Here is a 12,770-nt window from a genome sequence, read left to right as displayed (position 1 = left end):
TAAGATCTTCGACTAATTCTTAGGAATTGATTGAAGAGATTGCGATAATCGCATCGAGAAAAAGGGAAGCTTCGGCTTCCCTTTTTCATTTTGGTTATAAGAAAAAATCCAATACCACATCGTCTGAAAAGTCCTTTCCTTGTTTATTCTTATTGTCTTCAATAACTTATAAACACAATATAACTTACAAAAACTGTGGTTAAATTTCTAAGTGTTTTACGTGGTTTTTATATCCATTTGGTTATAACAAATTGGTCTTAATCGGATTTAGATCTAACTGGTAATAAGAACAATTATTGTTTATATTTCATTTCTAGGTTGTATTACGGGTTTTATTTTATGTACGTTTGTGTATGTCACGGAGTTTCTGATAAGAAAATCAAGAAGTTAGTCTTGGAAGAAGGTATCACTGATATCAGAGGCATAAAAAAATGTACGGCTCTTGGTAGTCAATGCGGCAAATGCGTGAAGATGGCAAAAGAGATTTTAGATGAAACTGGAGTAATACAGTACCAAAAAGCGAGTTAATCGCCACTCGCCATATTTTGACACCTTCTTATTTGGTTCTACGCTTATTAAGAGCCAAAGAGGAGGGCGCTGCCATGAAAGGCGATCCAATCATAATACAACATCTCAACAAAGTGCTCGGTAACGAGCTGGTAGCAATCAATCAATATTTTCTTCATGCGCGAATGTACAAGGATTGGGGATTAAAACACCTAGCCCATAAAGAGTACGAAGAGTCTATTGATGAAATGAAACACGCTGATCATCTAGTGGAACGCATTTTGTTCCTAGAAGGGGTACCAAACCTTCAAGATCTTGGAAAACTCATGATCGGTGAAGATACCAAAGAAATGCTGGAATGCGATTTAAAAGTCGAAATGGCAGCGATTCCTGATCTCAAAGCGGCGATCGCTTATGCGGAAGATGTCCACGATTACGTTTCCCGCGATCTGTTCCAAGACATTCTCGAAGATGAAGAAGAGCACGTGGATTGGCTGGAAACCCAGTTGGGGCTCATCGATCTCACGGGTATCGAGAATTATCTACAAGCGCAATACGTGGATGATGACGAAGACGATTAACCTTGCCATTTTATTTCGTCATCATGTTAAGCCGCTAGCCTTGGGTTAGCGGTTTTTTTGTCTCAATAGGCACACCAAAATGGCGCAGTTTACACACGAAATTAGGGTCGGTTTTCTATCCAGTTCAATATCACATTTTCCTTGCTTAAATTGCGTTCTTTCTGTACTATTCTCGCTCCTTAATTCTCGGTCAATTATCTTTAGTTCCTTGCTTCCTCTGGATGACCGGGCCAATTGTGGAAGCTGAATAATCCGTAAGGAGCAATTTACATGCGTCATTACGAAATCGTATTCATGGTGCACCCTGATCAAAGCGAGCAAGTTGCTGGCATGATCGAGCGTTACACTGGTTCTATCACTGAAGCTGGCGGTACTATCCACCGTCTAGAAGACTGGGGTCGTCGTCAACTGGCTTACCCAATCAACAAGCTTCACAAAGCTCACTACGTTCTAATGAACGTTGAAGCTGACCAAGCTGTTATCGACGAGCTGGAAACTGCTTTCCGCTTTAACGATGCAGTTCTACGCAACATGATCATGCGTACTAAATCTGCAGTGACTGAGCAATCAATCATGCTTAAGCAAAAAGAAGAGCGCGCGCCACGTCGTGAAGAGCGTTCTGAGTCTAAGCCAGAAGCAGCTGCTGAGTAATTTGTGAAATGACCAATCGAATGGAGCTAAGTGGCACGATTGCTAAACCTCCCATTCGAAGCAAGAGTCCTGGTGGTATTGAACATTGTCGATTCTGGTTAGAACATCGTTCTACTGTTGTCGAAGCGTCTTTACCTAGACAAGTTTACTGCCGGATGCCGGTGGTGGTTAGTGGCTCTGAGTCAAACTCATTAACTCAACATTTAGTACAAGGCAGCAATATTACGGTGAGTGGTTTTGTCACTTATCAAACCGGCCGAAATGGCGTTGGTAAATTAGTATTGCATGCCGATAACATTACTCAAATTTAAGATCAGGAGATAGCCCATGGCTCGTTTCTTCCGTCGTCGTAAATTCTGCCGTTTCACTGCAGAAGGCGTACAAGAGATTGATTACAAAGACGTAGCAACTCTTAAAAACTACATCACTGAAGCTGGTAAAATCGTACCTAGCCGTATCACTGGTACAAGTGCTAAGTATCAGCGTCAGCTAGCTCGCGCAATCAAGCGTGCTCGCTACCTAGCTCTACTACCGTACACTGATAAGCATCAGTAAGCGGTTCGTTTTATTAAGAAAGAGGATTAAACAATGCAAGTTATTCTACTTGATAAAATCGGTAACCTAGGTGGTCTTGGTGACACTGTAAACGTTAAATCTGGTTACGCTCGTAACTTCCTTATCCCTCAGGGTAAAGCAGTTATGGCTACTAAAGCTAACGTTGAAATGTTTGAAGCTCGTCGTGCTGAGCTAGAAGCTAAAGTTGCTGAGCAACTAGCTGCTTCAGAAGCTCGCGCTGAGAAAGTTAACGCTCTAGAAGCTGTTGTTATCGCTTCTAAAGCTGGTGACGAAGGCAAACTATTCGGTTCTATCGGTACTCGTGACATCGCTGACGCAATCACTGCGGCAGGCGTTGAAGTTGTTAAGAGCGAAGTTCGCCTTCCTGAAGGTGCACTACGTAACACTGGTGAGTTCGAAATCAGCATCCAACTTCACTCTGAAGTGTTTGCTCAAATCAACCTACAAGTTGTTGCTGCTGAATAATTTCAGTCTAAGACGATTCAAAACACCAGCCTTGGCTGGTGTTTTTTTATGCCTAAAGCTAGGCGATTTAAAAGAGAAAGAGCAAGTTGGCGGAGAAAATGGTATCGGAATTCTCTAACCCTTCTGGCACTTTGTCGTGATACTGACGAGAGTGCGAAAGTTTAAGAGCGATATCTTCGGTGATGTTGTTTGTCATACTCACTTCCGTATCAACGCGTGTATTGCTCTTACCCGCAACCATGGTGATATCGGCAGAAAAACTCAAGTTATCTAATGCTTGCCAGCGCGTATTGATATTACCTCGAAAAATCCCTTCCGCAACGGTGTTGGGAAAGATGATGTCGTCGTCGTCGATTTCATCTAAGTTAGGTTCTTGATAACGATAACCGGGGCCCAATTCGAGTTCTAATAAAAAACGTTTGGTGTTGGTAAACTGGTAACCCAATCCACTCGATAGTGTATAGTCTTTGAAGTAAGCGCTGTAACGAGACTCCACCCCTTTGAAGCTCCCGTATAAATAAGTTTTTGCTCCTAACTTATAGTCCGATTGAGCCGAATAGGTGGATTGGCGCTTGTCCTCTTCTCCGTCTTTGTAAAGCATATAAAACTTCCACTCACCACTGGTTCGATGGCGCCCCTTTATATACTCAGCGTTCAGACGTGAGTTGAGTGATTTTGAATCGGAGTTGCCACTATGAGCTTGATAGCCGAACTCCATTTCCGTGTTCCAAGGCGAAGGTATTTCAATATCCGCATCCGTGGTAACCGTCTCTTCTGCCCAAACGACAGGTGCACAAAGCAGCACAATTCCGGTAAGCCAAATTTTAGACACTGAGCCCCTCATTTCTGAATGTAGATAACAAGGATGGTAATCGAGTTACCGCAGTTTCCCGTCAGGGATAAGTCAAAATCCATTTAGGAATTGATAAAGGAAATAGTTGGAAATTGAATGGCTCCCAATTCAATGATTTCCGTCCTCGCATCTTGCAAAGGCTTGAGTATAATGGTCGGTTGATACGATCTTATCGAGCATTCTCATGGCTGACACGCGAACCGATTTTAGAAAAGACAACCGAAACAACAAACCCAAAGACGCCCAAGTAGACGCAATAAAAGCACCACCACACTCGCTCGAAGCCGAGCAATCTGTTATTGGTGGTTTACTACTTGATAATGAGCGTTGGGATACGGTTGCCGAACGCGTTGTTGCTAAAGACTTTTACAGTCGACCGCATAGACTGATCTTCGAAGGTGTAAAGAGTATCCTTGAAGATAGTAAGCCTCTCGATTTGATCACCATCTCAGAATTTTTAGAGCAGCGAGAACAACTTGAAGATGTGGGCGGCTTTGCTTATCTAGCTGATCTGGTTAAAAACACTCCGAGTGCCGCTAACATTAATGCCTATGCCGATATCGTTGCTGAGCGTGCTCTGGTTCGCGATTTAATCGGTGTGGCGAATGAGATAGCAGACTCGGGTTATGATCCACAAGGACGTTCGTCAGAAGATCTACTGGATCTCGCTGAATCGAAAGTTTTTGCTATCGCCGAATCTCGCACCAATGAAAATGAAGGCCCACAGAATGTAGACAACATTTTGGAAAAAACGCTAGAGCGTATCGAGATCCTTTATAAAACACCGCAAGATGGTGTGACAGGTGTTAACACTGGCTTTACCGATCTAAACAAAAAAACGGCGGGCCTCCAAGGCTCTGACCTTATTATTGTCGCTGCTCGTCCTTCGATGGGTAAAACCACTTTTGCAATGAACTTGTGTGAAAACGCGGCGATGGAGCAGGAAAAACCAGTACTGATCTTCTCTCTTGAGATGCCGGCGGAACAGATCATGATGCGTATGCTGGCGTCATTGTCGCGAGTGGACCAAACCAAAATTCGTACAGGCCAGTTGGATGATGAAGATTGGGCTCGTATCTCTTCTACCATGGGTATTCTTATGGAGAAGAAGAACATGTATATCGATGACAGCTCTGGTCTGACACCAACCGAAGTCCGTTCTAGAGCCCGTCGAATTGCGCGTGAACACGGCGGTCTGTCGCTTATTATGGTCGACTACCTTCAGTTGATGCGTGTTCCCGCCCTTTCCGATAACCGTACTCTTGAAATTGCGGAGATATCTCGCTCTTTAAAAGCATTAGCAAAAGAGCTAAATGTTCCCGTGGTTGCACTTTCACAGCTTAACCGCTCTTTGGAGCAACGTGCAGATAAACGTCCGGTTAACTCAGACTTGCGTGAATCGGGCTCTATTGAGCAGGATGCCGACTTGATCATGTTTATCTATCGCGATGAGGTCTACAACCCAGATAGCACAATGAAGGGTACGGCAGAGATCATCCTAGGTAAGCAGCGTAATGGTCCTATCGGCTCCGTTCGACTTACCTTCCAAGGCCAGTTCTCACGATTTGATAATTATGCAGGCCCTGCATTTGATGATGACGAGTAATTTGCATGACCTATATGAAAGCGGCCACCGCAACCATCAACCTCAATGCACTTGCTTCTAACCTCAAGAAAGTAAAAGAACAGTCACCGGAAAGCAAAATCATGGCAGTGGTAAAAGCGAATGCTTATGGCCATGGTTTGCAGCATGTAGCGACTCACGCTCATGGTGCTGATGCTTTTGGCGTCGCGCGAATTGAAGAGGCACTTCAAATGCGAGCGAGTGGGGTGGTTAAACCCATTCTTCTGCTAGAAGGGTTCTACTCCTCTGGTGACTTGCCTGTCTTAGTGACAAACAACATTCAGACGGTCGTACATTGCGAAGAGCAGCTTGCGGCGCTTGAACAGGCTGAACTAGAAACTCCGGTAGTGGTTTGGCTTAAGATTGATAGCGGCATGCATCGCTTAGGTGTAAGACCTGAAGACTTCTCCAGCTTTGTAAAACGCTTAAAAGCCTGTGATAACGTTGCTAAGCCGTTGAGGTATATGAGTCATTTTGGTTGTGCAGATGAGCTGGACAAGTCCATCACTCAAGAGCAGACAGAGCTATTCTTATCATTGACCGATGGGTGTGAAGGGGAGCGATCTCTTGCAGCTTCAGCAGGGCTTCTAGCTTGGGAACAAAGTCGACTAGATTGGGTTCGGCCAGGGATCATTATGTACGGTGTTTCACCGTTCAATGACAAGACGGCTTCCGAACTTGGCTATCGTCCTGTTATGACGCTTAAGTCTCACTTGATCTCGGTAAGAGAGGTAAAAAAAGGGGAAAGTGTTGGATATGGCGGTGTTTGGACCAGTAAACGAGACACTAAAGTGGGCGTACTTGCCATTGGTTACGGAGACGGCTACCCGAGAACGGCGCCAAATGGTACACCTGTCTTAGTCAATGGGCGCGAAGTCCCTATTGCAGGAAGAGTGTCGATGGATATGCTTACGGTGGATCTTGGCCCGAATGCCAATGATAAAGTCGGTGACGAAGCGATTTTATGGGGAGAACTGCTGCCAGCTGAGAAAGTCGCCGCTCATATTGGCACCATCGCTTACGAGTTAGTGACCAAACTCACCTCACGAGTTGAAATGGAATACATCGATTAGATTTGAACTCAAAGAGCCTGTCAATTAGACAGGCTCTTTCTATTCCCCATGAATTGTGGCCACAATGGTTCTGCTGCCTCCGTGGTCACGATGCTCTCCTAAGTAGATGCCTTGCCAAGTTCCTGTTGCCAATTGGCCGTTTGATATTGGAATCGATACGCTTGATCCAAGCAGAGAGGCTTTGATGTGAGCGGGCATATCGTCATCCCCTTCATAAGTGTGCAAATAATAGGGTGCGCGCTCTGGAACATATTTGTTGAAGTGAGATTCCATGTCTTGACGCACGGTGGGATCTGCATTTTCATTAAGAGTTAGGCTAGCGGAAGTATGGCGAATAAACAGGTGTAATAAACCCACAGATAGAGTCCTGATTTCTGGTAATTGTTGTTCAATTTCATCAGTGATTAGATGGAATCCTCGGCGGCGGGCTTTGAGACTTAGGTTCTTCTGTATCCACATATTGCTTTACTCTACTTTCTCGTTGGCAAAATGCTTGTGACACGTTATCGTGTCATTAGTTATCGACATTTTGCAATTCAGGTTCGCTTACGTGACCTACCTCAATGATGGGGTAAGTGGGCTACGTCATAATGACGGTTTGAAAATTTATTACAAAGTTTTTGCTGCTTGTTGCAATGCAAAAACCCAAGTTATTTTTGCTAAATCGGGGATTCTGATTCGATAGCTAAAAGGCAAACTCGACAGAATAAAAACCTACTCTACCATTGGAATAGATACCATGTTGAAAAATATCAATCCAACGCAAACACAAGCATGGAAAGCGCTCACAGCGCATTTTGAATCAGCACAAGATATGGATCTGACTGAGTTGTTTAATCAGGATGCGCAACGTTTTGACAAGTTCTCAGCTCGTTTCGGCAGCGACATTCTGGTTGATTACTCGAAAAACCTGATCAACGAAGAAACCTTATCGCATCTATTTGCACTAGCAAATGAGACTGAACTCAAATCTGCTATTACTGCAATGTTTAGTGGTGAAGCGATTAACCAGACGGAAGATCGCGCAGTGCTTCACACTGCTTTGCGCAATCGCTCAAACAGTGCTGTTAAAGTTGACGGCGAAGATGTTATGCCTGCGGTTAACGCGGTACTAGAGAAAATGAAGTCTTTCACTGACCGCGTAATTAATGGTGAGTGGAAAGGTTATACGGGTAAGACGATTACCGACATCGTCAATATTGGTATCGGTGGTTCTGACCTTGGCCCTTACATGGTAACAGAAGCGCTTGCCCCGTATAAAAACCATTTGAACTTGCACTTTGTTTCGAACGTCGATGGCACGCACATTGTTGAGACTCTGAAGAAAGTTAATCCAGAGACGACCCTTTTCCTTATTGCATCAAAGACCTTCACAACACAGGAAACCATGACTAACGCACACTCTGCTCGTGATTGGTTCTTGGCGTCCGCGGGCGAGGAAAGCCATGTCGCTAAGCATTTTGCTGCACTTTCGACCAATGCTTCTGCTGTTGCTGAGTTTGGTATTGATACAGACAATATGTTCGAGTTTTGGGACTGGGTTGGCGGTCGTTATTCGCTGTGGTCTGCGATTGGTCTTTCGATTGCGCTAGCCGTCGGATACGACAACTTTGTTGAGCTCCTAGAAGGTGCTCATGAAATGGATAAGCACTTTGCTGAAACTGAGTTTGAATCAAACTTACCAGTGATTTTGGCGCTAATTGGCCTTTGGTACAATAACTTCCACGGTGCTGAGTCAGAAGCCATTCTACCTTATGATCAGTACATGCACCGTTTTGCTGCGTATTTCCAACAGGGCAACATGGAGTCAAACGGCAAATACGTTGATCGCGATGGCAACGCTGTGACTTATCAAACTGGCCCTATTATCTGGGGTGAACCGGGAACTAATGGTCAACACGCTTTCTACCAATTGATTCACCAAGGTACTAAGTTGATTCCTTGTGACTTTATTGCACCAGCACTGAGCCACAATCCTGCGAGTGACCACCATCAAAAACTGATGTCTAACTTCTTTGCGCAAACGGAAGCTTTGGCATTTGGTAAGACAGAAGAGACGGTCAAAGCGGAATTCGCATCTTCGGGTAAATCTGCGCAGGACGTTGCAGCACTTGTCCCGTTTAAAGTGTTTGAAGGCAATCGCCCTACTAACTCAATTCTGGTTAAGCAAATCACGCCGCGTACTCTTGGCAACTTGGTTGCAATGTACGAGCACAAGATCTTTGTGCAAGGTGTTATTTGGAACATCTTTAGCTTCGACCAATGGGGTGTGGAACTTGGTAAGCAACTGGCTAACCAAATTTTACCTGAGCTGGCTGACAGCAGTGAAATTAGCTCACACGACAGCTCAACTAATGGCTTAATCAACGCATTTAAAGCGTTTAAAGCTTAAAGCCAAATGCAAGAAGAGCGCCAATTGGCGCTCTTTTTTATGTTTAAACCGTTTGGTCGACTGTTCCGCCTTTGACTTCGGTGTGAACGGTAAATTTCTGACTCAGTAATGCCACCAGCTGATCGTAGTACTGCATGTTATTTTTGTTGCCCAGTAGCTTGCAAAGCTCATTTCCCGTAGGACTAAAACGATAGTAGAGTAGGCGAACGCCTTTGCCGTGAACCTGTAGCGAAAGGTTCTTACCTTGGTAGGCAAAAGGGAGCGGTGACTCCATCTCAATTTCGCCAGACTCTAGTTCCGTTCCATGCATCAATCCCAACTCAAATAGGACTAAAAGGCTTGAATAAGGTAGCTGGAAACTTCCAGTATTTAGGTTGTTTGTAGTCGTGCGCTTACCGAAGCTAAACATGCTTCCTTTAGCGCGATATCCCACCATCAACTTGCGATTGCTATCTCCGCCAAAGCTACAAGCTAGCGATGCTGCTCTTTGTAATATTTGAGCTTCTTTAGGTGTCATGTCCTGAAGTACTTTTAATGCCTTCATTGACGTGGAGCCTGGGTTTGTGACTTCGCGTTTTAATACTTGAGCCCAAAGACGCTGCATGGACGGGTTGTGGACTTCATGGGCCATATCGAAATAGCGGTAGAGCCAATCCTGATCGGGATCGCCAGCGGTTTCATCTTTGCACGATATATGAGCCAATTTTAAAATCTGTTCGAGGTTTTTTTGCCTTTGCTCTTTGCGACGTCGTTCTCTGAGTAAGGCTCGTTCTAAGGTGCTTTTTTCTGGCTTTTCAGTTTGTAAGAGGGCATCAAGACCATAGGTTTGAGCGATAGAGAGGACGCGGCTTGCACTATCTTTGATATAGGCCGATTTCTTCTCGTGATTGCGTTTCCCATTACCGTGTTCAATGACGACAGGTTTTTTAGTATCCGCCATAGTAATGGTTCCTCCCTTACCTAAGCGTCTCTGTTGATTAGCGATTACATTAAGCGATATACCCGACTGCGCGAGGTTAATTAATATAATGTACTCCTTTCAAGGCGTTACTACCACTAGAAGTCTGTGAGCAAGATAGGAAAAATCTGCTATCACAAATGATAATAAGTTGTTAAAATTGTTATCGCATTTTTAGAGGGGCTTATGAAGTTTTTAAATGACAATAAACTGAAGAAGCACCTGTCAATTGCCTTGCTGTTGTTGTTGTATTTGGCAGTTTTAATCTATTTGTCCAGATACATAAGCTAAGAAGATAATTAACAGGTGTCATTGGAAAGGGCAATTACATATCGTCGTACTCTTCAATAGCTGTACCTTCGATGACATAAGCCACCTCTGCAAGTTCATGGCTTACCTGCTCAGTCTTTAGTTCACCTATCAAATAGATGACATCCCAAAGCTGTTGGATCGGCGCCCCCTCTTTGTACCTAACATAGATGATTTGGTTAGGCGGCGGTGGCGGAACGTGGATACAAGCACCAAAGTATGGGACGAGTAAAAACTCGGTGACGGTATTCGCATCCCCTTCTAATGGAATAACAAAGCCTGGTATTTTTACCTTACTGCCATTTAACTCTGGGCGAACGCCGCCCACGGTTGATTGCTTGGCCGCATCTCCATCATGACTTTCGGGCATAGGCATACCATAGCTATCGAATGCGTTACGCTCGTGTTCTGGGATCAAATCGATCCAGTCTAGCGTGAGTACATCTTCATCGGCCACGCTTTGCATTGGCATTAATGCCAATGCAAAGCATAAAATGGCAAACATTTTCTTCATTGTACTTTTAGATCCTTATGGTCATGCCATCACTGAGCGATTGCTGATAGGCACGTATTGCCGGTATAAAGCCAATAATTATGCCAGCCAACTGCACGAAACCAAGTAGCATCCACTCGTGAAACGTTAAAGCTGTGATGTTTAGCTGAATTCCATAGGATTGGTGAACAATAGGTGAGACGATGGCCAGTAAGAGGTAAAGCCCTCCCACGCCAACAATCACACCGACGGCAGTTAAGCAGCTCGCTTCTAAGGTCAGTAAGCTAAAGACATGTCTCGGTCTGGCCCCCATTGCTCTTAGGATTGCCATCTCTCTTCTTCGCTCTTGCAAGCTTGTTAAAAGACTACTGAGCATTCCTAACAGGCCGGCGATAACCACAAAAACCGAAACGGTCATTAATGCTTGTTCGGCAACGGACATCATACCCCACAGTTCGTGCAGGGCGACGCCCGGCATAATGGCACTCAGCGGCTCCTGTCGGTAGGTATTGATTTCCCTTTGCAGCGCAAATGTTTGAATTCTGGATTTTAAACCTACCAACATGGCGGTAATTTGCTTTGGTTGAAAGTCTTGTTTGAGCAAATATTCTGCACTTGGTACGTTGCCGAGTTGAGCTCCGCTTTCCCAGCCCACGTGAATTGCTTCTATCGCTTCAAGTGAGACGTGAACAGTTTTATCCACTGGTGTACCCGTTGGGGCTAGGATGCCGACCACTTTAAATGGGGTATTTTCATGGCGGCTAAAGCAACATCTGTAATTCCGTGAGCAATAATTATCTCGGTGCCGATATCGTAACCCAGAGACTTAGCAACATCGGAACCGATAACGGTTTCGAATAATCCACTGAACTCTTGGCCTTTTTCCAATACCAGTGCTTGTTTTTTTCCGTAACGGTAATGCTCGAAATAGCTGTGATTGGTACCTAAAACTCGAAATCCACGGTGGGAATCGCCTAGTGATAAAGGAATGGCCCAATCGACGGATCGATGTTGGCTGAACTCTTCATAGCTCTTCCAGTCGATATTATTGGTGGCATTGCCGATTCTAAATACGGAGTAGAGAAGAAGGTTAACCTGTCCTGAACGTCCACCTACGATAAGGTCAGTACCAGATATGGTATTGGCAAAACTCGTTTTCGCTTGTGTGCGAATGCGTTCGACCCCCAGTAGCAAAATGACCGAAATCGCGACGGTTAGTATAGTGAGCAGTGCTGTCGTTTTTCTATTGAGCACACTTTTCCAAGCCAGGCTGAGGGTGGCGGTCATAACTTCACTCCTGCGCGATTTAATTCGGTGAGGTCTAAGGATCTATCAAATAGTGGCTCTAGTGTCGGATCGTGACTAACAAAGAGCAGGGTAGAGTTGGCTCGATTGGCTTGTTCTAAAAGCAGTTCAATAAAGGCTGTTCGGTTGTCGTGATCGAGCGATGACGTTGGCTCATCGGCAATAATGAGCTTTGGGCTACCAATCAGCGCCCGCGCTGCTGCAACGCGCTGTTGCTGTCCAATACTAAGCTCGCTGACAGGTTTGGTTAAGTGGCTTGTCGGTAGGTGTAATCTTTCTAAAAGTTGGGTTGCTTTGTACTTACTGTCGCCTTGGACATGTTTCTGTCTCTGGGGAGAAAAGTGACAAGGCAGAGTGACATTTTCAATCACATTTAGGTATGGCAAGAGATTAAATTGTTGAAAAATATAGCCTATGTTATCCGCTCTAAACTTATCTCTTTGTCGGCTAGATAAGCGACAAAGATCTTGTCCAAGCACTTCTACTTGCCCTTGATGGGGGCGGTTAATTCCCGTTAGCAGGCTCAATAGCGTCGATTTTCCGCATCCACTTGGGCCTTTGATAAATAGGTGCTCTCCTTGATTCACTCTCATGTGATCAATGATTAGAGTGGGTTCACTGGAATTCGGCCATTGGAACTCTACCCCAGTTAGCTCAACAACTGCGTTCATAATTGCATACCAGTAAAAATAAATAAGTCACCCGGCAGTTTAACTCAACTGCCGGGCATTTTTGTTATAGAGAGATTTTAGTTTTGTCAGCGCTTAGTTTAACAGCGGTTTGAGTTTTATCTGTTAGTACGTTTGCACCGATAGATTGAGTGTTTTTGAATTGTTCAAACCAGTTTACTTCAAGTTCGTTTAGCTGGCTAAACTGCTCACATTCGTAATGATACTCAACGGTAAACTCGCCATGACCTGAATGGTCGTGCTTGTCGTGCTTGTCGTGGTCATGGTGGTCATGATCGTGGTCGTGCTTGTCAT

At 44.7% G+C, this 12,770-nt stretch carries 15 protein-coding genes and 1 pseudogene; 9 read left to right on the top strand and 7 right to left on the bottom strand.

The genetic code is table 11. From position 1 onward, the window contains the following. Positions 1-339 precede the first annotated feature (339 nt). The 6 genes from BLO31_RS04690 (at position 340) to rplI (ending at position 2,780) form a co-directional block, all read left to right on the top strand. Positions 340-528, top strand: coding sequence for a (2Fe-2S)-binding protein (locus tag BLO31_RS04690; RefSeq protein WP_070963117.1), 189 nt, complete (start codon positions 340-342; stop codon positions 526-528). Positions 529-602: 74 nt separating this feature from the next. Continuing rightward, entirely contained in the window at positions 603-1,088 is a 486-nt protein-coding gene (gene bfr / locus BLO31_RS04685; RefSeq protein WP_070963116.1) for a bacterioferritin, read from the top strand. A gap of 270 nt (positions 1,089-1,358) precedes the next feature. Further along, complete coding sequence (gene rpsF, locus BLO31_RS04680) at positions 1,359-1,739, top strand: 30S ribosomal protein S6 (protein WP_070963115.1); 381 nt, start codon at positions 1,359-1,361, stop codon at positions 1,737-1,739. 8 nt (positions 1,740-1,747) lie between these two features. Further along, positions 1,748-2,050, top strand: coding sequence for a primosomal replication protein N (gene priB / locus BLO31_RS04675; RefSeq protein WP_070963114.1), 303 nt, complete (start codon positions 1,748-1,750; stop codon positions 2,048-2,050). Positions 2,051-2,066: 16 nt separating this feature from the next. Continuing rightward, positions 2,067-2,294: a 30S ribosomal protein S18 gene (gene rpsR / locus BLO31_RS04670; protein ID WP_000090471.1), complete on the top strand. Its 228-nt coding sequence runs from the start codon at positions 2,067-2,069 to the stop codon at positions 2,292-2,294. Positions 2,295-2,327: 33 nt separating this feature from the next. Next, positions 2,328-2,780, top strand: a complete 453-nt coding sequence (gene rplI, locus BLO31_RS04665) for a 50S ribosomal protein L9 (protein ID WP_070963113.1) — start codon at positions 2,328-2,330, stop codon at positions 2,778-2,780. A gap of 67 nt (positions 2,781-2,847) precedes the next feature. On the opposite strand, the gene BLO31_RS04660 is transcribed toward rplI, so the two are convergent. After that, the gene (locus BLO31_RS04660) at positions 2,848-3,612 is read right to left on the bottom strand and encodes a DUF481 domain-containing protein (RefSeq protein WP_175443173.1); all 765 of its coding nucleotides are present in this window, start codon (positions 3,610-3,612) and stop codon (positions 2,848-2,850) included. 205 nt (positions 3,613-3,817) lie between these two features. On the opposite strand from BLO31_RS04660, the gene BLO31_RS04655 reads away from it, so the two are divergent. Together BLO31_RS04655 and alr are read left to right on the top strand one after the other, a co-directional pair. Then, complete coding sequence (locus tag BLO31_RS04655) at positions 3,818-5,239, top strand: replicative DNA helicase (RefSeq protein ID WP_070963111.1); 1,422 nt, start codon at positions 3,818-3,820, stop codon at positions 5,237-5,239. A 14-nt stretch (positions 5,240-5,253) separates the two neighbouring features. Beyond that, the gene (alr, locus tag BLO31_RS04650) at positions 5,254-6,330 is read left to right on the top strand and encodes an alanine racemase (RefSeq protein ID WP_070963118.1); all 1,077 of its coding nucleotides are present in this window, start codon (positions 5,254-5,256) and stop codon (positions 6,328-6,330) included. A 39-nt stretch (positions 6,331-6,369) separates the two neighbouring features. Here alr and BLO31_RS04645 read toward each other — a convergent pair whose 3' ends face one another. Then, on the bottom strand, positions 6,370-6,789 hold the full coding sequence (locus BLO31_RS04645) for a secondary thiamine-phosphate synthase enzyme YjbQ (RefSeq protein WP_070963110.1): 420 nt from the start codon (positions 6,787-6,789) through the stop codon (positions 6,370-6,372). Between the two features lie 280 nt (positions 6,790-7,069). On the opposite strand from BLO31_RS04645, the gene pgi reads away from it, so the two are divergent. Next, positions 7,070-8,722 (top strand): glucose-6-phosphate isomerase, encoded by a 1,653-nt coding sequence (gene pgi, locus BLO31_RS04640; RefSeq protein ID WP_070963109.1) that lies wholly within the window; start codon positions 7,070-7,072, stop codon positions 8,720-8,722. A gap of 43 nt (positions 8,723-8,765) precedes the next feature. On the opposite strand, the gene BLO31_RS04635 is transcribed toward pgi, so the two are convergent. From BLO31_RS04635 to BLO31_RS04615, 5 genes and pseudogenes are all read right to left on the bottom strand, one after another. Then, complete coding sequence (locus BLO31_RS04635) at positions 8,766-9,662, bottom strand: TIGR03899 family protein (protein ID WP_070963108.1); 897 nt, start codon at positions 9,660-9,662, stop codon at positions 8,766-8,768. Between the two features lie 343 nt (positions 9,663-10,005). Further along, entirely contained in the window at positions 10,006-10,494 is a 489-nt protein-coding gene (locus BLO31_RS04630) for a DUF3299 domain-containing protein (protein ID WP_245688387.1), read from the bottom strand. Positions 10,495-10,510: 16 nt separating this feature from the next. After that, positions 10,511-11,769, bottom strand: a pseudogene (locus tag BLO31_RS04625) (ABC transporter permease). Continuing rightward, positions 11,766-12,458: an ABC transporter ATP-binding protein gene (locus BLO31_RS04620; RefSeq protein WP_070963106.1), complete on the bottom strand. Its 693-nt coding sequence runs from the start codon at positions 12,456-12,458 to the stop codon at positions 11,766-11,768. Before BLO31_RS04620 ends, BLO31_RS04625 begins: the two are co-directional and overlap by 4 nt. Positions 12,459-12,522: 64 nt before the next feature. Next, positions 12,523-12,770, bottom strand: a 248-nt coding sequence (locus tag BLO31_RS04615) for a ZrgA family zinc uptake protein (protein ID WP_139158938.1), incomplete at its 5' end; no start/stop codon positions are given.

Source organism: Vibrio sonorensis (assembly GCF_001854765.1).
Classification (GTDB): Bacteria; Pseudomonadota; Gammaproteobacteria; order Enterobacterales; family Vibrionaceae; genus Vibrio; species Vibrio sonorensis.
This window is presented reverse-complemented; position numbering and strand designations above follow the sequence as displayed.